Below are 24,262 nucleotides of genomic sequence, written 5' to 3' on the forward strand. Positions count from 1 at the left end.
CATTGCAAGAAAATTACGTAAGTAATTGACGAAGCAATCTCAGGAGTTTGTTATTGTTTCATGAGATTGTCACGCTCTCTACGGTTGCTCGCAATGACGATCTCTTTATTTAGTCACGCTCTTACTTCTTTGCCCCGTATTTTTGGTAGTAGAATACTCAAAATGTAGAGCCTTGCCGTCAAATACTCTACTATAAGCATGATGAAGACTGCTTGCCGCTTCAGCAAAACCCGTAAGAATCAGCTTAAGCTTACCAACATAATGAGCAATATCGCCAATGGCATAAATACCCTCTATATTAGTTTGATAATAGGAAGAGTCTACTTCAATATGGTGAAGCTTAACATTTAAACCCCAATTTGCTAAGCTACCTAAATCTTGTTTTAAACCAAAAAAAGGTAGTAATATATTGGCATCCAATTTGCGAGTATTATTTTGTAAATCTTTAACTATAACCGATTGAAGTTCACTATTATTACCATCTAAAGCATTTAATTGATAACCGGTTATTAACTCGATTTTATCGGTTTCTGCAATATGCCTTAATTGCCTTACGCTTTCAGGAGCTGCCGTAAATTTATCCCGCCTATGTACTAAATATATTTTATTTGCAATATCTGAAAGAGAAATAGCCCAGTCAACAGCCGAATCCCCGCCGCCTGCTATAACTATATTTTTACCCGCAAATTTGCTTTTATCATTGATGAAATAAAAAACTGACTTGCTTTCAAAATCTTCAATATTCGCAAGGGGCGGTTTGTTTGGACCGAATGAACCTGCTCCTGCTGCAATAATAATAATTTTGCTTTTAATAAGAGTGTTTTTTGAGGTTTTAATTTCAAAAAAATCATCTTGTTTATTTAGCTCTATAGCTTGCTGATTTAAATGATATATAGGGTTAAAAGGAGTTGCTTGAAGTACTAACTGTTTTATTAGCTCTTCTGCTGCAATTTTAGGATATGCCGGTATATCGTAAATAGGCTTTTCAGGATATAGGGTAATACACTGACCGCCGATAACTTCTTGTGCATCAATAACATGACACTTCATGCCAAGCATTCCTGCTTGAAAAACTGCAAATAATCCAACCGGACCGGCACCTATTATTACAACATCAGTATTATACATACTTTTTATATTTAAATTTTAAAAAGGATTTTATTGGATATTGAGAAAATAATCAATGGTTATGTGAGTATATTTATAGAAATCCAACACTTTCGCAGGGGGATTTTTAAAAACTGTCGGATATTATACTAGACGAGATGCATTTAAAGGTTGTGCTGCATTCCACTTTTCTTCTACGGGTTCTAATATATCCGCCTTTTGGTAATTATAATAGATTCTTTATCTGTTTGTAATTTTTCTATATAAAGAATCTATTTATAGCTAATTTGGATTATATTCATTATATTTTAATGTAAAAAATAAAATTTAAAGAAAAACCAAAACAAATTCTGTGGGGCAAATATCATCAATTCATATTTAAATATAACCATTTCTTAAACTAGCCTTGTAAAATCGTTAAACTTTGTAAAAGTTCCAGCAGAAAAATTTAACCTCAATCATTTGATGCTTCAGGTGGTCCTATGAAGAACGTCGATACTAAACTTATTAGTGGGGTATATTTAAACTATGATGTGACTCTTAGTCCAAATGATGATATTAATTATTTAGCCGGAGTAGAGGAACTCAATTATTTCACTGAACACGGTGTATAGTTATAGTTTCTTATTTCAAACTGAAGCCGTTAAATCAAATGTTTCCAAAATCACAAATACCACAAAAAACAAAATAAATTTACACGTTTAGACACAAATTGGACATATGAGAATGTGGATAAGATGACTAATTGGTGGGTAGGGGATAATAGCATAACTAAAGTGTCTTCTTGGTCTAATTCAACTGGATTTGCCGGTATTCAGTATGCTACTAATTTTGCAGTTAGACCGAATTTAGTTACCTATCCGTTACTGGATTTTAGAGGGAAATCAGAACTTCCAAGCAGTATAGAGATATTTTCAAATAGTATACCTATATATAATACTAAAGCTCATATGGGGGATTTTGATATAACCAATATTCCGGTTATCACCGGTAGAGGTGATTTAATAGTTAAAAGTTAAAACGCAAGATATAACCGGTAAAGTTTAGACAATTACTATTCCTTATTACGCATCACCGAGCTTATTACGTTCCGGGCTTTCATATTTCTCTTACGAAGCAGGTTTTCAAAGACAAGATTTTACTATATATAGCAGTGCTTATAAATATTTAGTTCTAAATACTGATTATATGCTTGGTATGAGTGATTATTTAACAAGCGGCGGACATTTTGAATTTTTAAAAATAATGGCGCAGTAGGGGTAATAATTTAAAAGTCGGAAATTTATTATAGGCATTTCAGCTGCAAATAATATCAAAAATTTCGGTCGCTGTCAAAGAATTAATTGCGGCTATACTTATGAATCGGAATATTTTGATATTAATAGTAATTTAGATTGGAATAATAGTAATTATCAGAACGTATATAACGATCCCGATAAGATTTTCTCAAGTTTAAATTATCAGATTTCAGCTAGTTGCGGTAATACCGATTTTGGTAATATAAGTGTTAATTTTTTGTCTTTTGTCGTAAATAACACAATGCAAAAAGGTAAACGCTCAAATATATTATCATCGACTTATCAAAGAAATATTACTAAAAATAATTTTGCCTATATACCATTTAACTTGAATTTAGATTCCAATAAAAGCATTTCATTGACCGATTTATATCAAAATAAATATCATACAAAGCAACTTGGTGTTTCCTCGCCGATTACTTCAAATATGGGATGGGGATATAATGCTAACCTGATCAAAGCTAAAGCTACAAATTACAATGTACAAGTTAACCGTAACGGTAAAAATAATGATATTGGAGTTTATCTGCAGAAAAATGATACCGAAATAATGAAACAGTTTAATATCAAAGGAGGAATTTTCTCTATTGATAAAAGCTATTATGAGACAAGACCGATTAACGGAGGTCTTGCTTTGATTAAAGTAAATAGTTTAAAGAATGTCGGGGTTTATAATAATAGCGGGTGATACCCGATGATAAAGGTAAAATGCTTGTACCTAACTTAACACCGTATGTTCCTTCCGAAATAAGACTAGACGATGAAAATCTACCTCTTAATACAGAGTTTGAAGAAATTGCTTTGAAAGTTGCTCCAAGAACAGAATCAGCGGTATTATTAGACTTTAATATTAAAATAATTAAAAGCATTGAAATGACAGTATTTGATAGTACGTGAGTATTGAAGGTTTAGATGAAGAAATATTTGTAGGCTATGACGGTAAGATATATATTAAAGATCTTGAAGTATTAAACGGTTCTATTTGTGATGAGAATGAGGAGAATAATAAATGCTGTCATTTTAGCGTACCGGTTAATAGAGATTTAAATGACCCTGTAATTGATTTAGGCGAAGCAATATGCAAATGAAGACTTTATTGTTACTCCTGTGTGGACTAAAAACGCTCCGTTGTCATACCGTGGCTTGACCACCACGGTATGACAAATTCTTTTTAAGCAATGTCAAGAAATCAATAATAATATTATTAATCAACAACATGATTATGCCAGGAAATGCTATGGCATTACTTGCAACATGTAATCCGTCAGTTCCAACCGTAAATTTCGGTAGTTTTAATGTCGGTGCCATTAGCACAACTGCCGTTATTGCTTCAGTTACTTATGGTGCTTTATTATCACTACTTGTTAGCTATACCGTAACTTTTAGTACGGGAGCTGCTAATATTTATAACCCAAGAAATATGATTAATGGGGTACGTAAGCTGAATTATAATTTGTATAAAGGTGCCGGTTTTACTCAAATCCTCGGTAACGGTACTAGTAGTACTGTAACATTTACCGATAGCCTATACACTAGGTCTTGAACCGGTCACAAAAAACTATACCGTATATGCACGTCTGCCGTCACAACCTCTTGCTGCTGCCGGCACGTTTCAAGACACTATTACCGTAACCCAGCCATGGCTATATAATAAAAAATCTTTAAAATCAAAATTCTTCAGCCTAGGTTCTAACTTTGTTGCTTACATGGATTGACTCCTAGGGTGCTAGACATTGCTGTCCAGTATTATGAAGCTGTATTTTTATTATAATATCAAAAACAATTTAAGTTTTATATTACTATAACTACATTTAGTATTTTGTAGTTACTTAATATTTTTAACTTAAATAAAGGTCGAATTTATGAAAAATGAAGAACAACACAATCCACCAACTCCAAAACATGGTCGAATAATATTCCCGCTTTACACAATGGGAAAAGTTTGTGTAGATAAGAAGCTAGTAGATGAAGAGTGGAAACTTAACGAATTTGAAACAGGGAAAGGGAGTGATGAGCGTTTTGGAAATGATGTCGCAGGGGAACCGCTACCGCTAGATGGGCATATTCTTAATGGTGGGCGTACAGATGATACAGATTGGGTAAATGCTACTAATGAAGAAATAAGAGCGGAATTAAAAGATCCAACGTTTAACTGGATAAACTATACCATTAGAAGGTGAGAAAAAACTTACAATAGCATGGGATTATACTGTATCACATAACACTTGCGGTTATATAGTGCAAATGACAAAAGCAGAGTTTACCTTTGAAAATAGACTGAAACACGATGATTTAGACGAAATTTATAGTGAACTTTCTGATCAATGTCCTTACTGAGATCATACATTAGTTCCTTCTAAAATGATTGAAGTAACTTTTCCAGATAGAAAGCCAGGATATTATGTTGTAGAAGTTGATTGGATAGTAGCGGACACACCACGTTTGTTGCATCGTTTATTGTTGAACATAAGGATGAGGTCACACCGATAGGTCTCTTAATACGAATGATGGAGAATGTATTTAACGTTATTCCCGTATAGATAAGGTCTTATTGCATGGATCGGTTTTCTTTCTGTTACGCTGTGACTTGATCGTGAGATGACAGAGATGGAATCGATCCTTAAACTTATGTCTACGCGACAATGCAACCGGGAACCACTCAACGTTGCCTTACTTCCGCAGGATAAGACTGTTTGTGCCTTAAGAAAGTATAATATTTGTACAAACAATTTTATATAGTAATCAAGAGTGATTTGTGTCAAGTCAAAAATCTAAAAAAAAATAAATATTTATATTGAATAAATTATTATTCTCGTGTCTACTTAAGTGAAGATTCTATACACTGAATATGGTGTCATTTTTTCAAAATAAGCATTATAAATCCTACAACCCCATTAGTACCTATAATGAACACGTTTAAAAAAAATAAATTTCAAATCACTATAAACAACAACCATAACAATTTACTTACTCCTTTCGGTAAAGCTATTCTGCGAGATCGGTATCTTATGAAAGGTGAGGATTTTCAAGATTTATTTGCAAGAGTTTCTAGTTATTATGCCGAAAATAAACAGCATGCTCAGAAGTTATATGAATATATGAGTAAAATGTGGTTTATGCCAGCAACACCAATCTTAAGTAACGGCGGGACGGATAGGGGACTTCCTATTTCATGCTTCTTGAATGAGACCGATGATAGCTTAGACGATATAGTAAATTTATGGACAGAAAATGTTTGGCTTGCTGCACGCGGTGGCGGGATTGGCAGTTATTGGGGTAATGTTCGTGCTATTAATGAAGGGATTCGTGATAAAGGTCATTCATCTGGTATTATACCGTTTATTAAAGTAATGGATTCTATGACTCTTGCTATTTCGCAAGGTTCTATTAGACGAGGTTCATCGGCTGTATATTTGCCTATTAATCACCCTGAAATTGAAGAATTTATCGATATAAGACGTCCTACAGGTGGGGATGTTAACCGTAAAGCTCTTAATATTCATCACGGTATAGCTATAACCGATGAATTTATGAAAGCAGTTGAAAACAATACGGATTTTGACCTTGTTAGTCCTGCTACCAAAAAAGTCGTAAATAAAGTTAGAGCAAGAGATTTATGGGTTAAGTTATTAACTACTAGAATAGAAACAGGTGAGCCTTACTTGTTATTTATAGATAGTGTTAATCAATCTATCCCTGAGCATCATAAAAAATTAGGGCTTCAAGTTAAAATGTCTAATCTTTGTAGCGAAATTACATTGCCGACAGGAATTGACCATCTAGGCAAGTCAAGAACTGCTGTTTGCTGCCTTTCCTCTTTAAATTTAGAGTATTACGAAGAGTGGAAAGACGATAAAGAATTTATCCATTCTATTATGTTATTCCTTGATAATGTTTTAGAAGACTTTATTAATAAAGCACCGGATACTATGGCAAGAGCTAAATATTCGGCTTTACGTGAACGCAGCGTTGGACTTGGCGTAATGGGCTTCCACTCATTTTTGCAAATGAAAAAAGTACCGATAGAATCGGTTATGGCAAAAGTTTGGAATAAAAAAATATTTGAATATATATCTGCTGAAACTGATAAAGCCTCAATAGAAATCGGTAAAGAAAAAGGAGCATGTCCTGATGCTCTAGATGCAGGAAGTAATGAACGATTTAGCAATAAAACCGCAATAGCACCTACCGTCTCAATTTCGGTAATAGCAGGTAATGCCTCACCCGGAATAGAGCCGTTTGCCGCTAATAGCTTTGTACAAAAGACTTTAACCGGTTCTTTTAACGTGCGTAACAAACATTTAGAAAAGTTATTAGAGGAGAAAGGATTTAATAATGATCAAGTTTGGTCTTCGATTGCAACACATGAAGGATCAGTACAACATTTAACATTTTTATCCGAAGAAGAAAAACAGGTTTTCAAAACCGCTTACGAAATTGATCAGAATTGGCTAATTGAACTGGCAAGCGATCGTACTCCTTACATTACGCAAGCACAATCTTTAAACATCTTTTTACCGGGGAATGTTAGTAAGAAATATTTAAATAATATTCATTTTAAAGCCTGGACAAAAGGGGTAAAAAGTTTATATTACTGTAGATCGACATCAATACAGCGAGCCGATACGGTCTCGCATGACGTATTAAAGGCCGATTTTAAAGATTTAGAGGAACAAAACGATAAGTTAGCAGAAGCTGGTAACTACGAAGAATGCTTAGCTTGTCAGTAAGTATAACTATGCAAAGATATTTAGACTCAACAAATGATGTAACATTTAAAAAATTGTTTACGGATAAAACAAGGTGACTAGGCTTTCTCAATATATTATGAGGTTACTTGAAGAGTTAAGGATTATCAACCTTGAATATATTTCAAACGAACAAGCGCCGGATTTAGGGCAGAATAAAAGGAGTATAGTAGACGTAAAAGTTCGAGATAACTCCGGCAATATTTATATTGTTGAGATGCAAGACGGTTATGCCCCGATGCTTCTTTAGCAAGAGTACCATTTTACAGTTGTATAGCATTTTCTTCGCAATTAAAAAGAGGAAAAGAATATGTTAATCTAGCTCCTGTAGTAATGGTAGTAATTATTTCTGGATTTCAGGCATTGCCCGAGGAAAAAGAATGTATTAGCTATCATCAAACTATTAATGTCGGCAACGGTAAGCATCAACTTAAATGCTTGCGTATTTGTTGAATTAGACAAATTTACCAAAGAAGCAGATGAGTTAGAAAGCTTAGAAGATGATTGGTTATATATGATGGCTAAATTCGATAGAGCAAAAGAACCCCCGCAACATACAAAAGATGAAAATAGCATTATCAGTTTATAAAACTATTGAATAATTTAACTGGAGCGAAGCAGAATATGATAATTATATTAAAGCGATGCTTGCTACTCAAACGGAAGAGTTAAATCAAAAAAGTAAATATAATGAGGGGAAAGCTGAGGGTATTGAAATTGGAGAAACTAGAAGAAATACAGAAATAGCAAAAGAAATGTTAGCGGATAATGAGCGCCGATCGAGAAAATAATTAAATATACTAAGCTTTCAAAAGAAGAAATAGAAAAATTAAAAGAAGAAAAATTATGTCACTACTTGATGCAAGTCCAATTTATAAACCGTTTTCATATCCATGGGCATATGAAGCTTGGCACACTCAACAAAAAATTCATTGGCTACCGGAAGAAGTACCGCTTGCCGACGATGTTAAAGATTGGAAATATAACTTAACTCCAGGGGAAAAACATCTATTAACGCAAATATTTCGTTTTTTTACACAGGCAGATATTGAAGTGAATAATTGCTATATGAAGCATTATTCACGAGTATTTAAACCGACTGAAATATTAATGATGTTATCAGCATTTTCTAATATGGAAACGGTACATATCGCGGCATATTCACATTTACTTGATACGGTAGGTATGCCGGAAGTAGAATATTCAGCATTTCTTAAATATAAGGAAATGAAAGACAAGTATGATTATATGCAGCAATTCGGAGTGGATGCCAAAGAAGATATAGCAACTACACTCGCAGTATTTGGAGCTTTTACTGAAGGATTACAGCTATTTGCTTCTTTTGCGATCATGCTTAATTTCCCTCGTTTTAATAAAATGAAAGGTATGGGACAGATTATTGCTTGGTCAGTGCGTGATGAAACACTTCATACTAACTCAATTATTACTCTGTTTAAGACTTTTGTAAGAGAAAACCCTGAAGTTTGGACAGAAACTTTACGTAAACGTATTTATGAAGCTTGTACGACTATTGTGCATTTTGAAGATGCCTTTATTGAACTTGCTTTTGAAGTTGGCGGTATTGAGGGATTAACGGCATATGGAGTAAGACAATATATTCGTTATATTGCCGACCGTCGTTTAATGCAACTAGGACTCAAAGATGTATATTTGGTAAATCATAACCCCCTTCCTTGGCTTGATGAAATGCTAAACGGAGTCGAACATACGAACTTTTTTGAAAATAGAACAACTGAATATTCAAAAGCAGCGACTACCGGTTCATGGGAAGAAGTATTCACTGAGATGGACGCCACAGCGGAGGCTAAATAATATACTCAGATAGCACTTATGCTGAACATGTTGTGTCGAAGTATACATATTAACAATAACAAAAAATTAAAAATACCTGATCTTTATTTTTAAAAATTTTTTAAAATAGATTTAGAATATTTAAACATTAGCGAGTGATTTTATGGCTGTTATAAATAATAAAAACTATCAAAAAGTTGTAGAAAAAGTTTTATCTTCTTCTAAAGCTAATAAAGTACTAAAGAGTGCAATTCAGGACTTATCATCTTCAAAGAGTATAAGCTTAAGAACGATATTACTCGGAGCAAGATTTATTTTAACTAATCCTGTAAATACTTATAATCTTGTTAAGCTTGCTAACTCTTCTAAGATATATCTTGATCCGGAATTTCAAAAATCACTTCTTAAAAAATCTCCAATATGGGAATTTTTAAAAAAACATTCGGATGATTTGCCTAAAATAGGTCAAATCTTAGCAAATGCGGGCTTTAGAGAATTTCAAGATAAGAGTGCTTTAGATGCAAAGGGACTCGAAATACTAAAAGAATGTTTTAAAAATGAACAAGTACTTAAAAAACTTCAAGAAATTGCAGTTGAAGTAAAGCAAGAACTACCGAACTGGAATAAAGTGACTTCTAGGGCTTTAGATATGCTGGTTACCGATAAAAACTTCCAAAAATTCTTTAACGAAAAGAGTGAAGATATTACGAAATACATACGTACAGGAGCAACTGAAATACTTCCAAGCGATTATATAAAAACTTTTGATGATATATTACAAAAACCCGAAAAGAAAAATTTATTAAAAATATTTAATGAACATCCTGATTTTAAGCAAGAACTGGCTAAAAATATAAACAATCCTAATACTCTAAAAAGATTTAATAAGTTATCTCCTGCAAAACAAATAATTATTGAAAATTTCTTAGAAGAAGCAAAAGAACAAGCTAAACCTTTCTTAAAAGAACATTTTGAAACCTACAAAATTGATCTTAAAATTTTAGATATTATTCCTACTTTATTAAATAAAATGCCTGAGACAAAAGAGATTTTTGATACTCTTAATGCTCCAAATCAAGGTGTAATGATATCTCTTGAGAAATCCTTAGAAATGGTAGCTGGTGATGATCAATTAAAAAGTTTTTTTGCTAATAATAAAACAATCTTACCAAATATTGTTTTAGGTATTATTGAAAATACTCCTAGCATACAAAGCGTAACAAAAGTATATAATTGTGATAAACAAATGCTTAGTATTGTAGGCGAAGTTATGTCAAAACCGGAAGTTGCTCATGAGATTATTGCAGACTTAAATAAAGGCGATTATATGAGTTTAACCGGTAATATAATCTCCGCCCTTAATGATCCTTCATTTAAATTAAAAGATATATTAGTAGAGCAAAGTAAAGGAGGTCTATTTGATAATTTAATTACAGAAGTTTTAGAACAAGATGCAAAAAATAGCCACACTATAAAACAACAACTTATAAATTATGGTCTGGAAGCGAATGATGTTACAAAGCTAACGAGCATAATGCCTATATTACTTGATCAATCTGAATCATTAAAAAAGGTTTTTCGAGATTTTATTCAAGGTGATTATACGGGAATGGCAAAAGAGTTAATAACTTTAACTAAAGACAATCCTGAAATTAAAAAATATTTAAACAATAATAGAGAAATATTTGCAAGTATTTTAGATAAAACTTTAGTAGAAATACCAGGTATAAATAACCTTGATAAGAAAGAATTATATAATGTACTTCCATCAATGTTAAACCATCCTAATGAATTAGTTAAAGTTATAGAAGAGGTTGAAAAAAGTAATTATCGTGAGGCTGCTAGTGCTATATATACTCTAGCTCAAAAAACAAATTATTTGGAAGGGCAATTGCCGAATATTATAAAAACAGGTTTTAGCTATGCTACTGAAAAACTAAAAGACGTATTTAGTCCATCACAAGATTTTAAAGGTAAAACTATAGATGCAATTACTCTTAGAAATAATTTACATAAAATACAAAATGGAAAATTCAGCTTAGAGGGAGCTATATTAGTAGGCGATTTATCTAATATCGACTTCTCAGGCGTATCATTAAAAAATGCAGATTTAACTAAAGTCACTTCTTTAAAAGATTGTAATTTTAAAAATATTAATTTAGCAGAGGCTAAATTACCTGATAATTTAATGCTACTTACTGATACTTACAATCTTGATAAGGCTATCCCTCCTTTAGTACCTAAACTAATTAAAGAACAACAAGCAAAATTAATTGATAAGGCAATTGATAAATTATTTTTACAAATACAAGCTGAAGGAAAAAGAAATGTACTTAGTAAAAAAAATTTTGCTCAACAAGTAAAAAGATTATATGAAGAAAATCAAACGATTAAAGACTATATTATAGAAAAACTAAATTCACTACCTATGAATATGGTTACTAACCTAACTACTCCTAGAACAAATCAATATAAACATATTACACATCATGTAAATTCTCCATTACAAATATTGAACCCTTTATATGAAAATATTGCAAATAAACAAAATATTCAGAGTAATTTATTGGCAAATATTTTAAGCGAGAAAATATCACAAAAACTTTTTGATAAAGGTGATAATAGAGGTGAAGATTTTTACATGATAAATCAGATGCTAAAAGCTATCGTTTCTGAATATTCTAAAGAAAATCCTGATAATATAAATAATTTTTTAGAATCAAAAAATCTAGAAAAGTTAGCCAGTAATATTGCCTCTACTTTATATTCTAAATCTAAATATACTGGGGTAGGCACTATTACCGGTGGCATTTATTTACCAAAAGAAATTTTCAATGAACAGTTAAAAGATAACTTTAAAAATGAGTTCGAAAATATTACTAAATTAAATGTTTTAAAAGACGCAACAAATATAGTTTCAAGTTTAGATAGTAAAGTGCATGTAGTAGGTAATCACGATAAATCACATATTTACGCATCATTACCTACAAAAAGTAAACAAATACACAGATAACTCCGTAAATCTTAGATCAAATTGATTTAATTACCATATTATGTAATATAAATTAAACTATTTAAGTAGTGCTTAATTTATTTCTTTGCATCAATTTTAAGATAATTTAATGTTTATGTAATTAAATATATTTCATTATTTTTACGGCAGTTACAAATTCCATTAAAGATATTAAATTAAAGAATTTTAATAAAACTGTTAAAAGGACATTATCTTCTACTGATGCAGAAAGGCATTGACAAGCTTTATTTATGACCTTGCATCTCCAAAGAAAAAATATTACCAGTTAGTATAGGAGCCTAGTTAGTATAGGAGCCTTATTAAAAGGTGCGAAGTTTGCTTTCACTAATCCCGTAAATAGTTATAATCTTGTTAAACTTGCAAGCTCCTCTGATAGATTCAAAGTTTCAAAAATCTGTTCTTAAAAAATCCGAAATATAGGGTTTTCTAAAAAAGCATGCCGATGATTTACCAAAAATATGACAAATCTTAGCAAAAGCAGGTTTTAGAGAATTTCAAGATAAGAGTGCTTTAGATGAAAAGGGACTCGAAATACTAAAAGAATGTTTTAAAAATGATGCTTTACTTAAAAGCCTTCAAGAAAGTGCACTTGAGATAAAGCAAGAAGTACCGGACTATAATAAAGTAACTTCTAAAATATTAGGAATGTTATCCACGGATAAAAATTGCTGAAAATTTTTTAATGAAAAAGGTAACGATATTGCGAATTACATAACTGCAATACTTCCAAGCGACTATATCACAAAGCTTTTGATATTACAAAAACCTCAAAGTAAATGACACATATGCAAAAGTTATAAAAATATTTAATGAACACCCTGAGTTTAAACAAGAGCTGGCTGAAAATATAAACAATCCTAATGCTCTAAAAAGGTTTAATAAATTATCTCCTGAAAAATAAATAATTATAGAAGGTTTCTTAATAGAAACTAAAGAACAAGCTAAACCTTTCTTAAAAGAATATTTTGAAAGCTATAAAGTTGATGTAGATACTATTCCTACTTTATTAAATAAAATGCCTGAAACAACAGAGATTTTTAATACTCTGAATGCAAATCAAGGAGTAATGGTGGCTCGCGAGAAATCTTTAGCAATGGTAGCGGGTGACGATAAATTAAAAAGTTTTTTTGCTGATAATAAAACAGTCTTACCAGATATTGCCGCAGCTATTATTGAAAATACTCCGAATATACAAAGCATAACGCAAGAATATAATTTCGATAAACAAATGCTTAGTATAGTAGGTGAAGTTATGTCAAAACCGGAAATTGCACATGCTATTATTACAGATATAAATAAAGGCGATGATATGACCGTAACAAGCCGTGTAATTACTGCTTTTAACGAACCTTCATTTAAGTTAAAATATATTAGTAGAGCAAAGTAAAGATGGTTTATTCGATAATTTAATTAAAGGCATTTTAGAGCAAAATGAAAAAATAGCCACACTATAAACAGCAGCTTGAAAATTATGGACTAGAAACAAAAGATACTACAAAATTACTTGATAATCCTGAATAATTAAAAAAGGTTTTTGATGGATTTGTTAAAGGTGATTATACGGGAATAGCTAAAGAATTGGTAATGTTAACTAAAGATAATCCCGAGATCAAAAAATATTTAAACGATAATAAGGAAATATTTACAGGTATTTTAGATAAAACTTTAAAAGATGTACCAGGTATAAATAAGCTCGATAAGAAAGAATTATATAGTATACTAACACCTATGCTCAATCAACCGGATAAGCTGATTCCAATCTTAAAAAATATTGAAAATAAAAAATATATTAATGTTGCTACTAGTATAGGTAGTTTAGTTTGGAAAGAAGGACAAGCACTGAATATTATTAAACAAATACTAAATGTTGTTAAAGCGGGAGTTGGTTATTTTAATCAAAAATCTGATAAGAAACCAGAATTAGAAAATAAAGTTCCGGCTGATGTATTAAAAGAAGCACAAAGTATCGTCTCAAATTTAAATAGTAAGATTAATATTGTAGGACCTAAGACAAATACACTGTCCATTACTCCTATTTCCAATAATAAAAAGAAAGAAGCAATACATAGATAAGCTATATAATTTTAAAAGGTTTTTTTAAAGTTTGAGTAAATTCTTCTTGGTTAGCATATTCCAATGTGATTTTATCTTGTATCTGATTTTTAAACCAAGTAACTTGTCTTTTAGCATACTGACGGGTTCGTATTTGAGCTGCATTTAAAGCCTCATCTAAAGTGAGATTGCCGTTTAAATAAGCTAAAATTTCTTTTATCCCTACAGCTTTCAAATTCGTATAATCTTTAGGAGCAAATTGCTTTTTTATTAAAGCTATTTCGTCAATTGCCCCTTCTTTAAATATCTTATCTAAACGCTCATCACATGTTTTATATAAAAACTTTCGCTCAGGATTTAAGAAAATAATTTTGAAATTAAAATCAGGTAAGATTTGTTCTTTTGGCAAAGTTTGAAAAGAAAAAATAGAGTTACCGGTTTGCATGAATACTTCATAAGCTCTAATTAAACGCTGAGTATCATTTTGGTTTATTTTAGAAGCAGCAAGCGGGTCAAACTTCTCTAATTTACTCCATAATTCTATATTGCCTATTTTAACATGTAAATTTCTTACCTGTTCTTGTAAATCTTCTGATATATCAGGAATATTATTATAGCCAAAAACTAAAGAATTAATATATAAACCCGTTCCACCTATTAATATAGGTAGCTTACCCCTGTCGGTTATTTCTTTTATTTTTTCTGTCGCAAGTTTTAGATATTTTATTACCGAGAAATCTTCTGTCATTGATAAGAAGTTATATAAGTGATACAAGATTTCAGTTTTGTAGCTTTTCGGAGGGGAGGCGGTAATAATAGGAATTTCCTTATAAACCTGCATTGAGTCGATATTAATGATTTCGCCGTTATAAGCTTTAGCCAGTTCATGACCTAAATAAGACTTCCCGCTAGCAGTCGGCCCGCATAATATAATTATACTCTTCTGCTTTGAAGAATTGTTTCTGCAACACTTCGGATCACCTATTAAATATAGGTTGTGCGTACTCGCTCCTCGTTTTACATTCCCATTCTCTAAATCATTTGAGTATAGTTCTTTCTTTGTCACTTGTTTAACTAATAAATACAAACTTGTATCGTCATCGCAAGCCAGCATTTATGCTGGCGTGGCAAGCTCAGGAGTTTTTTTATATTATCTTATGAGATTGCCGCGTCGTTGCTAACGCAACTCCTCGCAATGACGGAAAAACCTATCCATGTAACAACGCCTAGCAGGAATGACCTCATACCCTTAAACGGTTTCATTAGTATTTCCTAAAGTGTCAGTATTAGCATTACTATCTGCTGGTCCACTAAATGTTATTGTACCAAGTTTGTTGTCATAACTAATAGTTGGACCACTAAATAAGCCCGCATCACTGTAGTCAATGGTCAGACTATTTAAACCGTTAGATGCGGCTACGTCACTGTTAAGAGGATTATCAGTAGGCTCAAGGTCTTTATGTTTTATTACTAATGGTGCCTCAATGTTAATATTTAATGATTTACACCTATTGGCGTTATTGTAACTAATTTAGTATCAACAAATGAGTGATTGATATTTGAGATTTTTAACATATTATTTTTCTTTATATTAATTTAATGTAAAAAAATATATAAAATAATATTTTAGAAAGCAATAATGTTTTAATAATTAATTAATAACCCGTATTTTTCAAGATATTTATTAATTATAGTGATTATTTCCTCTAAACCATTCTTACTATCTGATTCAGCCCTTGCAACTATAATAGATTCGGTATTAGAGCTACGCAAGAGCCACCAACCATGTGCAGTATTTACTCGTACACCGTCTATATCATTAAACTCTATTTTCTCTTCTAATGATTTTTCTTTAATCTCTTTAATAATTTGTAATTTTAACTCTGAAGGAACAAAAATTTTAATTTCCGGTGTACTATAGCTTTTCGGTACATCCTCTATTATCTCATCTAGAGTTTTACTTGATCTACTAAGTAAATCTAAAAATCTAAGAGCTGCATAAATTGCATCGTCAAAACCAAAATATTTATCGGCAAAGAATATATGCCCGCTCATTTCGCCAGCGAGTAAAGCCTTTGTCTCAAGCATTTTGCTTTTAATAAAAGGATGACCTGTTCGCCATATTATAGGATGTCCTCCATATGATTTTATTTTAGCGACTATAAATTGGCTGACTTTTACATCAACTATTATAGTTGCGTTTGGATTTTCCTTTAAAATATCCTCAGCAAAAATGCATAAAATTTGATCACCTAATAATATTTTACCGCTTGAGCTTATAATGCCGATTCTATCACCGTCACCGTCAAAAGCTATACCAAGGTCACAATCTTGTTCTTTAACCACTTTTATTAACTCCTGCAAATTAGCAGGATTTGTAGGATCAGGATGATGGCTTGGAAAATTCCCGTCAATCTTACTATGTATGATTATATTCTTGTTTGAGAGATGCTTTTTAAGTGCTTCAACAATATCGCCGGTTGCTCCATTGCCGCAATCCCAAGCCACTTTTAATTTTGGATTAATGTTTATTCCATCTAAAATACGTTTTAGGTATTTAGATTGTATATTATGGATTCCTGCTTGCGCAGGAATGACATAAGGGGATGCTGGTGTGGTATTGGAGTAGTTATCCAAAATCTTAGTCAATAACTCCTGTATCTGATCACCGAAAAAAGGTTTACCGTTTTGTAGTATTTTAAAGCCGTTATCGTCACGAGGATTGTGTGACCCCGTAACCATAATACTACCGACGGGCGTAAAGTGTTTATCGGCAAAATATAAAACTGGTGTTGGAACTACGCCAATATTTATAATTTCAGCCCCTGCATTAGTTAATCCTAGTTCTAAAGCTTTACAAAGGGTAGGGGAGCTAAGCCGACCGTCTAAACCGACACAGATTTTATCGTTATCTTGCGTTATAGTCATCTCGGCAAAACCAAAGCCGATTTTATAAGCTACTTCTTCCGTTAAATCTTTAAGGCTATTGCCTCTTATATCATAAGCCCTGAAAATTTCTTTGTTAATTTGCATAGAAAACTGTTTTGAATATTATTACAAGGCTCTTATGTCATTCCTACAAAAGAGCCTTGTTGCATGGTTTGGAAAACCTACTCGATGTTATCATCGAGTAGTAGGTTTTCCAAACCATGCAACAACACCTACAAGTCGCTCGCAATGACGAATTTGCATAGTCTAGAAACTAAAGCTCTCACCTAAATACACTTCCTTAACTTTCTTGCTATTTGCTATTTCCTTAGCACTTCCTTCTAATAATACTTTACCTTCAAAAATAACATAAGCACGGTCGACTATATCTAGAGTATCACGTACATTATGGTCGGTAATTAATATCCCTATATTAAATTCACGTAAATAAGTAATTAGATTTTTAATATCGGAAATAGCAAGCGGGTCAATACCGGCAAGCGGTTCATCAAACATGATAAATTTAGGCTCTATTGCAAGTGCACGTGCAATCTCAAGCCTACGCCTTTCACCACCTGATAAGCTAGCAGCGGATAAATCTTTTAAATGAACTATCGAAAACTTCTCTAACAAATTATGGGTTTTTTGTTCAATTACTTCTTTATCATTGTTAGATATCTCAACTACAGCCTTAATATTATCTTCAACCGACAATTCCCGAAATATCGAAGGTTCTTGCAGAAGATAACCGAGTCCAAGCCTTGCTCGTAAATAAATAGGCAAGTTGGTAATATTTATATCATTTAAAAGTAATTGCCCTGAGTCCAGTTTCATTAAACCGATAATAATGTTAAAGCAAGTTGTTTTACCGGCTCCATTCGGACCGAATAAACCAACTATCTCTCCTTGTTTTATATTCAGAGATATATCAGTTAATATATTCCTTTTTTTGTAGGATTTTGATATATTTTTAACGTGTAAGCTGTCCATCTTTTTTATTTGTTAAGATTTTGTTGCGTGGATTAATTTTTAACGTCATTGCAAGAAAATTACGTAAGTAATTGATGAAGCAATCCAGTTAAAAATATTAATCTTTAGCATTTTTTTAATTATTTTCTGGGATTGTCACACTTCTTGCAATCGCTTGCTGCAATGACGTACCAACGGTAAATAGTTCTATTTTTTAATAATATCTACATAGTAGATTAGTTTATTAGTTTTTAAAACATTATCGTCACGCTGTAATATTACATTACCAACTAGAATAAGTTGTTTATTATCGCAAAAATATTTAGCACTATCTGCAAGTAATAATTCATTATTTATTTTTCTTTCTACAGTCAATTTAGTAGGGACAACTATATGATCAATAGTTTGCTTTTCATCTATTGTTTTATAAAAAATATATAATTCTTTCGTTCTAAGTATCGCATTATCGAAGTAAACAATAACATTTCCAAGATATGCTGCTTGTTGTTTGGCTCTATCAATAATTAAACTATCAGATGTGATATGTAAATTTGAAATATTTTTATCATTAGCATATATTATAGTACTAATTATAAGAAGTAAAACAAGTTTAACAATAGACATCTTGCTAAACTTCGCTTCTAGAGGTAATTTAGACGTCGAATCGGTACTCGTATCCTCAAGTACTTCTTTGTACGCTGCGGTGCTACATTCTATGTCTCCTTTAAATTCCTCTCTATAAGCTGGTTTGGCAAGATGTCTAATCCGATAAATCGATGATTGTAGAGACATTGCCTTTAAAAATTATAATATTATTTTCATCTTTTGTATTAAAACTATCCGAAGTAATTGAAGAGTTTTTGTAAAGTAACTTAGCAGGGGAATAACCGGTTATATTCTTATTTACTAAATCAATCCTTGCATCATTAGTGTTAAATATGATCTCATCAAAAAAAAGTTTTACATCGTTTTTTAAATCTAATATGTTTGATTCTTCATCTAAAAAGCCTTCTTTCGCATTGATAATAAGAGTTTGGTCTTGATTTACGTCATAAATAGCATTTATTATATCTAGTTTATATTTGTTATTCGACTCTTTTATAGCTCGTTCAGTTTTAATCTTATACGCATTTAAATTTTTACTTACTCCTTCAAAAATTGAATCTTTCAATATAATATTATACTTTAAATCAAAATTTTTATTGTCTTTTAAACTTTTTTTTGTAACGTTAATATCGTTTTTTTCATTAATATAACCGCTTTTAATTAATATATACCCTATATATAAAATTCCAACTGTTATTAAAAGATATACAGATTTCCAAATTTTTTTTCGCAGTTTATAAGAAGAGGGCATAGATTTTAGCTAACCCCTATGCGTAGTAAATCATGAATATGAATAATGCCTATAATAATATTATCATCAACAATCGGTATATTAGTAATATTCTTGGCTTTCATTAAATTTAAAGCCTCTTTTGCAAATATTTCCGATGAGATATGAATAGGGTTTTTGGTCATAATGCTTGATGCTGTTTTTAAGTGGATTTGATCGTTAATATGACGACGTAAATCCCTATCGGTTATAATTCCCACCAAATTTTGGTTTTTATCTGTTACAAGCGTACAACCTAAACGTTTTTTATTCATAATAATTATCGTTTTGGCAAAGGAAGTATCTTCATATACTAAAGGTATTTCATCACCGCTACGCATTAGGTTTTTAATTTTTGTTAAATTAGCACCGATTGTACCTCCCGGATGATAAATTTTAAAATCATCTTTAGTAAAGCCTCGTTTTTCATGTATAACAGTCATTAAAGCATCACCAAGTGATAGCATGATTAAAGATGATATAGTAGGAACTCCAATTACAGAAGCTTCTGAGTATTCAGGTACTATTAATAAAAAATCGCTTCTTTTAGCTAAAGTAGAATTTTTATTCATTGTCATTGCAGCAATTTTTATGGAAGAGTTCTTGCAATATTCAATTATATTAAATAGTTCTTTAGTTTCGCCGGAATTAGATAACATAATTACTAGATCATTTCTCGTCACCATACCTAAATCGCCGTGACTTGCTTCTGCCGGATGTAAATAAAAAGCAGGCATACCGGTTGAAGAAAAGCTAGCAGCTATTTTTCTTGCAATATAACCGCTTTTGCCTATGCCGGTTAGGATTATCCGTCCTTTGAAAGATAGTAAAAATTCTATAATTCTGTTAAAGTCTTCAGGGACATTTTCGGATAATTTTTCTAAAGCACTTGCTTCACTAGAAATAACCCTCTTTGCGATAATTCGGTAATTATTTGTGTTGGTCATTTATTTACTCATTGTCATACCGTGGCTTGTCCACGGTATCCAGCAAATTATTAGTATTATGAGCTATTTTTGTGGATACCCGAACCGTCATTGCGAGCAGCCGTAGGCTACACGGCAATCTCATGAAATAATAACAAACTCCTGAGATTGCTTTGTCAATTACTTCGTCACTTCCTCGCAATGACTATTAAGCTTCATATCAATTAAAATACTTACGTTCTGTAATTACTTCAGCAGTTTCAGCATTATTATCTTCATTCCAAGCTCGTTTTTTACTAGAATCACGTCGCTGCTCAGGTTCTGAATTGTCCTTAGTATTATTAACATTGGTTTTTGGCTTTGTATTATTTGAAGATTTATCTTTATCGGCATTTTTAATAGTTAATTTTGCTTTGCCTTTATTATCAAAGCCTATTAGCTTAACTTTTACTATATCGCCTTGTTTTAAAACACTGCTAATCGTTTCTATTCTTTCTCCTGATACTTCACTAATATGAACAAAGCCGTCTTTATTACCTACATAATTAATAAAAGCACCGGAATCTAAGACTTTTATTACCGTACCGTTAAATATTTCACCGATTTCAGGTTCAACGACAATAGCTTTAATTTTATCTAAGGCAACTTTTAGCTTATCTCTATCTGAAGCATAAACAGACACCGTACCGTCATCGCTTATATCTATTTTAGCACCGCTAGTTTCACAAATTTCCTTTATTACTTTACCGCCCGGTCCTATAATATCTCTAATTTTATCCTTACCTATTTTTATAGTAGTAGTAGAAGGAGCATTTTTACTTAGTGCGTTATTTGGTTTACTGATAACTTTATTCATTTGCTCCAGTATATGCAAACGACCGAGTCGTGCTTGCTCTAAAGCTACTTTCATTATTTTAAAATCTACTCCGGATATTTTGATATCCATTTGTAATGCAGTAATCCCTTCGCTAGTTCCTGCAACCTTAAAGTCCATATCACCGAAATAATCTTCATCGCCGAGAATATCCGATAATACGGCAAAATTTTTACCTTCCTTAACAAGTCCCATAGCAATACCCGCAACCGGTGCTTTTATCGGTACGCCGGCATACATTAAAGCAAGAGAACTACCGCAAACAGTTGCCATTGAAGAAGAACCGTTAGATTCCGTAGTTTCGGCAACTACTCTAATAGAATAAGGAAATTGTACTTTATTAGGTAATATTGGATTAATAGCACGCCATGCGAGTTTACCGTGTCCGACTTCACGACGACTAGGTGCTTTCATTGGCATTGCTTCATTTACAGAGTAGGGCAGAAAGATATAATTGAGCATAAAACGCTCTTTATACTCACCCTCTAAACTGTCAACTATCTGCTCATCTAAACTAGTACCGAATGTAGTACTAACTAAGCTTTGCGTTTCACCTCTAGTAAATAAAGCTGAACCATGTGCAGAAGGTAGTAAACCTATTTCACAAGCAATTTGTCTTATATCCGTGGTACTTCTTCCATCGATACGTCTATTTTTTTCTAAAATCTCGTTACGTAATATATCTGATTCAATAGCTTTTAAAGCTGATTCGATTTGATAATTACTATATTTTTTATTTTCTATGTCGCTTACAAAATGTGTAAGAACTTTTTCAGGTATTAAATCTAAATTAGTGCTACGTTCTTGTTTAGATTTAATTGCAAAAGCTTGTTCAATTTCTTTTACAAATAACTTCTCAATTTCTTTCTTTAATGAAGCAGGATATAAAGCTTGCATTTCAAGTTTTGGTTTTTTAGCTTCTTCGGCTAGTTCTTTAATTATCTTTATTACCGGCTGAAAGCTTTCAAATCCAAATTTTACGGCTTCTAACATTTGTTCTTCAGAAAGTAAATGAGCTTCCGATTCAACCATCATTACTGAATCTGATGTTCCTGCAACTACTAAATCAAGCTGACTTGTTTTTAATAATGCAAGTGTCGGATTTAAAACAAATTCACCATTGATTAAACCTACTTTACTTGCCGCAACTATTTCTAGATAAGGAGCAGGGGATAGGCTAAGTGCAGCCGATGCACCGATAATTGCAAGTATATCTACCGGAGTTTCAGGATCATATGAAAGAACACTGCAAATTACATGCGTTTCATTCACAAAAGCTGGATGAAATAATGGTCTAATCGGTCTATCTATTAAACGAGATACTAAAACTTCTCTATCTGATGCTTTTCCCTCATGTTTAAAAAATCCCCCTGGTATCTTACCGGCAGCATATGCCATTTCTCTATAATTAATTGTTAAAGGAAGAAAACCTATGCCCTCTTTTGCTTTGTTAGCTACTACTGCCGTACATAATAAAACGGAATTACCCATTTTCACCGTAACTGCCCCGTCAGCTTGCCTTGCTATTTTACCTGTACTAAGCTTAAGAACTTGCCCGTTCCATGTAACACTCTTAGTTATTTCATTAAACATCTATTTATCTCATTTCATAATTTATATTTTAGTGTATTCTACCACGTCATTGCGAGGAAAATTACGAAGTAATTCGACGAAGCAATCTCAGGATATTTGACGAGATTGCCATGCATCCTACGGCTGCTCGCAATGACGATTATCCAACTACTTAATCTTTCTAATTCCTAGCTTACTTATTAAATCTAAATATTTGCTAACATTATTCTTTTTAATATAGTTAAGTAATCTGCGGCGGCGCCCAACTAAAATTAATAATCCGCGTCTTGAAGTATGATCTTTATGGTTAGATTTAAAATGCTCGGTTAAATTATTGATTCTTTCAGTTAAGATAGCACATTGCACTGCACTTGAACCGGTATCATTTTCCGTTATAGCATATTCTTTAATTAATTGTTGTTTACGTTCTGTAGTAATCGACATCGATAATTGCTCCTTAAATATATAGACTTCCAGTTTTAAAAGAAGTCTTGTGTTAAATTAAATACCCGTAAAGAATTAAAGCAACTCTTGTTTAAGCTACCTATTGCAAGCAAAGTGCCTTTATAGCGAACCCACAAAAGATCAACAGACATCTTGCCAAATTCTACTTCTAGAGGTAATTTGTACGTCAATCCGGTACTCGCATCCTCACGTACTAAAGTGTACGCTGTGGTGCTGCGTTCCGTGTTGCCTTTAAATTCCTCTCTATAAGCAAATTTGGCAAGATGTCTAAAGTCTTTTTCATAATTAAATAAACATTTCTGTCCATATTTAATTTGCTGTGCTTGGCTGTCAGTTGCATCAAGAACCAGGATGTCGTCCAGTATTGCTTCTATCTTTATACTTTTTTCCTCTAGGGCATTTTTGGTAATTTCGTCAGGCGATTTAATTCGGATAGCATTTTCTTCTTTAAATATTCCAACCTGAGTACGGCGTAATTCTATCACAAATCCTAAACTTTGCAAGGACAATGCCAAATCTTCTGCTAAAGTCCTTATATAAGTACCTTTTGAGCATTCCGTATAGTATGTAGCGGTAGCATTTTTCTCATTAAAATTTAAACATTTTAGATCATAAATAGTTATATTTCGTGGCTTTAATTCTACTTTTTTTTCCTCTCTAGCCAATTTATAAGCTCTTACACCGTTAACTTTAAGAGCTGAAAACGCCGGCGGTATTTGTGTTACGTTACCGATAAATTTAGAACATGCGGCATAAGCTTCTTCTTGAGAAGGGATACAATCTTTCGTTGCTATTACTTTACCGGCACAATCGCCGCTATTGGTTTGCATTCCGAATTTTACGGTAAAAATATAGGTTTTTCTAGCATCAATTAGCAGATGTATCAGTTTTGTAGCTTCACCTACGGCAAACGGTAATATTCCTTCCGCTTCTACGTCTAAAGTACCGGCATGTCCTATCTTGGTTTTACCGAGTATTTTTTTTACTATGCTAACAAGTTGAGCAGAACTTATACCTCTTGGTTTATAAATATTTAACCAATAATTACTCATTTTAATGTGATTCTAACTTGACTTAAATTTAGACAATCTTTAATATATAA

Annotated in this window: 22 protein-coding genes and 3 pseudogenes; 14 read left to right on the forward strand and 11 right to left on the reverse strand. The window is 32.2% G+C overall.

The features are described 5' to 3' along the window. Positions 1 to 105: 105 nt before the first annotated feature. Positions 106 to 1,128 (reverse strand): NAD(P)/FAD-dependent oxidoreductase, encoded by a 1,023-nt coding sequence (locus tag ABVF33_RS03845; protein WP_499706327.1) that lies wholly within the window; start codon positions 1,126 to 1,128, stop codon positions 106 to 108. Positions 1,129 to 1,589: 461 nt separating this feature from the next. Between ABVF33_RS03845 and ABVF33_RS03850 the strand changes: the two genes are divergently transcribed. The 14 genes and pseudogenes from ABVF33_RS03850 to ABVF33_RS03915 all read left to right on the forward strand — a co-directional run. Further along, positions 1,590 to 1,721, forward strand: a complete 132-nt coding sequence (locus ABVF33_RS03850) for a hypothetical protein (protein ID WP_012150834.1) — start codon at positions 1,590 to 1,592, stop codon at positions 1,719 to 1,721. A 123-nt stretch (positions 1,722 to 1,844) separates the two neighbouring features. Then, positions 1,845 to 2,126: a hypothetical protein gene (locus ABVF33_RS03855; protein WP_499706328.1), complete on the forward strand. Its 282-nt coding sequence runs from the start codon at positions 1,845 to 1,847 to the stop codon at positions 2,124 to 2,126. Between the two features lie 496 nt (positions 2,127 to 2,622). Next, positions 2,623 to 3,093 carry a hypothetical protein gene (locus tag ABVF33_RS03860; RefSeq protein WP_499706329.1) on the forward strand — a complete coding sequence of 157 codons (471 nt, stop codon included), beginning with the start codon at positions 2,623 to 2,625 and terminating at the stop codon, positions 3,091 to 3,093. Further along, the gene (locus ABVF33_RS03865; RefSeq protein ID WP_499706330.1) at positions 3,090 to 3,302 is read left to right on the forward strand and encodes a pilus assembly protein FimD; all 213 of its coding nucleotides are present in this window, start codon (positions 3,090 to 3,092) and stop codon (positions 3,300 to 3,302) included. Before ABVF33_RS03860 ends, ABVF33_RS03865 begins: the two co-directional genes overlap by 4 nt. Then, a complete protein-coding gene (locus ABVF33_RS03870; protein WP_146709108.1) occupies positions 3,299 to 3,493 on the forward strand; it encodes a hypothetical protein in 195 nt (64 codons plus the stop codon). Before ABVF33_RS03865 ends, ABVF33_RS03870 begins: the two co-directional genes overlap by 4 nt. A gap of 128 nt (positions 3,494 to 3,621) precedes the next feature. Next, positions 3,622 to 4,120, forward strand: a pseudogene (locus ABVF33_RS03875) (spore coat protein U domain-containing protein). 147 nt (positions 4,121 to 4,267) lie between these two features. Continuing rightward, on the forward strand, positions 4,268 to 4,585 hold the full coding sequence (locus ABVF33_RS03880; protein ID WP_014410714.1) for a hypothetical protein: 318 nt from the start codon (positions 4,268 to 4,270) through the stop codon (positions 4,583 to 4,585). A 726-nt stretch (positions 4,586 to 5,311) separates the two neighbouring features. Beyond that, positions 5,312 to 7,135, forward strand: a complete 1,824-nt coding sequence (locus ABVF33_RS03885; protein WP_499706331.1) for a ribonucleoside-diphosphate reductase subunit alpha — start codon at positions 5,312 to 5,314, stop codon at positions 7,133 to 7,135. Positions 7,136 to 7,208: 73 nt separating this feature from the next. Further along, the gene (locus ABVF33_RS03890) at positions 7,209 to 7,403 is read left to right on the forward strand and encodes a PD-(D/E)XK nuclease family transposase (protein ID WP_499706332.1); all 195 of its coding nucleotides are present in this window, start codon (positions 7,209 to 7,211) and stop codon (positions 7,401 to 7,403) included. A 156-nt stretch (positions 7,404 to 7,559) separates the two neighbouring features. Beyond that, positions 7,560 to 7,742 carry a hypothetical protein gene (locus ABVF33_RS03895; RefSeq protein WP_010977276.1) on the forward strand — a complete coding sequence of 61 codons (183 nt, stop codon included), beginning with the start codon at positions 7,560 to 7,562 and terminating at the stop codon, positions 7,740 to 7,742. 55 nt (positions 7,743 to 7,797) lie between these two features. Continuing rightward, positions 7,798 to 7,944, forward strand: coding sequence for a hypothetical protein (locus ABVF33_RS03900; protein WP_499706333.1), 147 nt, complete (start codon positions 7,798 to 7,800; stop codon positions 7,942 to 7,944). A 55-nt stretch (positions 7,945 to 7,999) separates the two neighbouring features. Further along, a complete protein-coding gene (locus ABVF33_RS03905) occupies positions 8,000 to 8,986 on the forward strand; it encodes a ribonucleotide-diphosphate reductase subunit beta (protein WP_499706334.1) in 987 nt (328 codons plus the stop codon). A 142-nt stretch (positions 8,987 to 9,128) separates the two neighbouring features. Next, the gene (locus tag ABVF33_RS03910) at positions 9,129 to 11,978 is read left to right on the forward strand and encodes a pentapeptide repeat-containing protein (protein WP_499706335.1); all 2,850 of its coding nucleotides are present in this window, start codon (positions 9,129 to 9,131) and stop codon (positions 11,976 to 11,978) included. Between the two features lie 161 nt (positions 11,979 to 12,139). Next, positions 12,140 to 13,901: pseudogene (locus ABVF33_RS03915) on the forward strand (pentapeptide repeat-containing protein); the annotation flags it as partial. 172 nt (positions 13,902 to 14,073) lie between these two features. Here the strand turns inward: ABVF33_RS03915 and miaA are convergent. The 10 genes and pseudogenes from miaA to truB form a co-directional block, all read right to left on the reverse strand. Beyond that, the gene (gene miaA / locus ABVF33_RS03920) at positions 14,074 to 15,165 is read right to left on the reverse strand and encodes a tRNA (adenosine(37)-N6)-dimethylallyltransferase MiaA (RefSeq protein WP_499706336.1); all 1,092 of its coding nucleotides are present in this window, start codon (positions 15,163 to 15,165) and stop codon (positions 14,074 to 14,076) included. A 135-nt stretch (positions 15,166 to 15,300) separates the two neighbouring features. Then, positions 15,301 to 15,626, reverse strand: a pseudogene (locus tag ABVF33_RS03925) (hypothetical protein). A gap of 69 nt (positions 15,627 to 15,695) precedes the next feature. After that, positions 15,696 to 17,084 carry a phosphomannomutase/phosphoglucomutase gene (locus ABVF33_RS03930; protein ID WP_499706337.1) on the reverse strand — a complete coding sequence of 463 codons (1,389 nt, stop codon included), beginning with the start codon at positions 17,082 to 17,084 and terminating at the stop codon, positions 15,696 to 15,698. Between the two features lie 162 nt (positions 17,085 to 17,246). After that, the gene (gene lptB / locus ABVF33_RS03935; protein ID WP_499706338.1) at positions 17,247 to 17,969 is read right to left on the reverse strand and encodes an LPS export ABC transporter ATP-binding protein; all 723 of its coding nucleotides are present in this window, start codon (positions 17,967 to 17,969) and stop codon (positions 17,247 to 17,249) included. 186 nt (positions 17,970 to 18,155) lie between these two features. Beyond that, the gene (locus tag ABVF33_RS03940) at positions 18,156 to 18,572 is read right to left on the reverse strand and encodes an LptA/OstA family protein (protein WP_499706442.1); all 417 of its coding nucleotides are present in this window, start codon (positions 18,570 to 18,572) and stop codon (positions 18,156 to 18,158) included. Positions 18,573 to 18,708: 136 nt separating this feature from the next. Continuing rightward, positions 18,709 to 19,305, reverse strand: coding sequence for an LPS export ABC transporter periplasmic protein LptC (gene lptC / locus ABVF33_RS03945; protein WP_499706339.1), 597 nt, complete (start codon positions 19,303 to 19,305; stop codon positions 18,709 to 18,711). A 5-nt stretch (positions 19,306 to 19,310) separates the two neighbouring features. Next, on the reverse strand, positions 19,311 to 20,270 hold the full coding sequence (locus tag ABVF33_RS03950) for a KpsF/GutQ family sugar-phosphate isomerase (protein ID WP_499706340.1): 960 nt from the start codon (positions 20,268 to 20,270) through the stop codon (positions 19,311 to 19,313). Positions 20,271 to 20,469: 199 nt separating this feature from the next. Further along, entirely contained in the window at positions 20,470 to 22,716 is a 2,247-nt protein-coding gene (gene pnp / locus ABVF33_RS03955) for a polyribonucleotide nucleotidyltransferase (RefSeq protein ID WP_499706341.1), read from the reverse strand. A 147-nt stretch (positions 22,717 to 22,863) separates the two neighbouring features. Continuing rightward, on the reverse strand, positions 22,864 to 23,139 hold the full coding sequence (rpsO, locus tag ABVF33_RS03960; RefSeq protein ID WP_004995678.1) for a 30S ribosomal protein S15: 276 nt from the start codon (positions 23,137 to 23,139) through the stop codon (positions 22,864 to 22,866). 35 nt (positions 23,140 to 23,174) lie between these two features. Beyond that, the gene (gene truB / locus ABVF33_RS03965; RefSeq protein WP_499706342.1) at positions 23,175 to 24,212 is read right to left on the reverse strand and encodes a tRNA pseudouridine(55) synthase TruB; all 1,038 of its coding nucleotides are present in this window, start codon (positions 24,210 to 24,212) and stop codon (positions 23,175 to 23,177) included. Between the last annotated feature and the right edge of the window lie 50 nt (positions 24,213 to 24,262).

It is taken from the genome of Candidatus Rickettsia barbarica (genome assembly GCF_041477405.1).
Taxonomy (GTDB): domain Bacteria; phylum Pseudomonadota; class Alphaproteobacteria; order Rickettsiales; family Rickettsiaceae; genus Rickettsia; species Rickettsia rickettsii.

Excerpts from the sequence above, each read along its gene's own strand:
- ABVF33_RS03895 (WP_010977276.1), top strand. The coding sequence starts at position 7,560 with ATGTCGGCAACGGTAAGCATCAACTTAAATGCTTGCGTATTTGTTGAA.
- ABVF33_RS03900 (WP_499706333.1), top strand. The coding sequence starts at position 7,798 with ATGCTTGCTACTCAAACGGAAGAGTTAAATCAAAAAAGTAAATATAAT.
- ABVF33_RS03950 (WP_499706340.1), bottom strand. The coding sequence starts at position 20,270 with ATGACCAACACAAATAATTACCGAATTATCGCAAAGAGGGTTATTTCT.
- ABVF33_RS03910 (WP_499706335.1), top strand. The coding sequence starts at position 9,129 with ATGGCTGTTATAAATAATAAAAACTATCAAAAAGTTGTAGAAAAAGTT.
- ABVF33_RS03845 (WP_499706327.1), bottom strand. The coding sequence starts at position 1,128 with ATGTATAATACTGATGTTGTAATAATAGGTGCCGGTCCGGTTGGATTA.
- ABVF33_RS03905 (WP_499706334.1), top strand. The coding sequence starts at position 8,000 with ATGTCACTACTTGATGCAAGTCCAATTTATAAACCGTTTTCATATCCA.
- rpsO (WP_004995678.1), bottom strand. The coding sequence starts at position 23,139 with ATGTCGATTACTACAGAACGTAAACAACAATTAATTAAAGAATATGCT.
- ABVF33_RS03850 (WP_012150834.1), top strand. The coding sequence starts at position 1,590 with ATGAAGAACGTCGATACTAAACTTATTAGTGGGGTATATTTAAACTAT.
- ABVF33_RS03930 (WP_499706337.1), bottom strand. The coding sequence starts at position 17,084 with ATGCAAATTAACAAAGAAATTTTCAGGGCTTATGATATAAGAGGCAAT.
- truB (WP_499706342.1), bottom strand. The coding sequence starts at position 24,212 with ATGAGTAATTATTGGTTAAATATTTATAAACCAAGAGGTATAAGTTCT.
- pnp (WP_499706341.1), bottom strand. The coding sequence starts at position 22,716 with ATGTTTAATGAAATAACTAAGAGTGTTACATGGAACGGGCAAGTTCTT.
- ABVF33_RS03880 (WP_014410714.1), top strand. The coding sequence starts at position 4,268 with ATGAAAAATGAAGAACAACACAATCCACCAACTCCAAAACATGGTCGA.
- ABVF33_RS03940 (WP_499706442.1), bottom strand. The coding sequence starts at position 18,572 with ATGTCTATTGTTAAACTTGTTTTACTTCTTATAATTAGTACTATAATA.
- lptB (WP_499706338.1), bottom strand. The coding sequence starts at position 17,969 with ATGGACAGCTTACACGTTAAAAATATATCAAAATCCTACAAAAAAAGG.
- ABVF33_RS03855 (WP_499706328.1), top strand. The coding sequence starts at position 1,845 with ATGACTAATTGGTGGGTAGGGGATAATAGCATAACTAAAGTGTCTTCT.
- miaA (WP_499706336.1), bottom strand. The coding sequence starts at position 15,165 with ATGCTGGCTTGCGATGACGATACAAGTTTGTATTTATTAGTTAAACAA.
- ABVF33_RS03885 (WP_499706331.1), top strand. The coding sequence starts at position 5,312 with ATGAACACGTTTAAAAAAAATAAATTTCAAATCACTATAAACAACAAC.
- lptC (WP_499706339.1), bottom strand. The coding sequence starts at position 19,305 with ATGCCCTCTTCTTATAAACTGCGAAAAAAAATTTGGAAATCTGTATAT.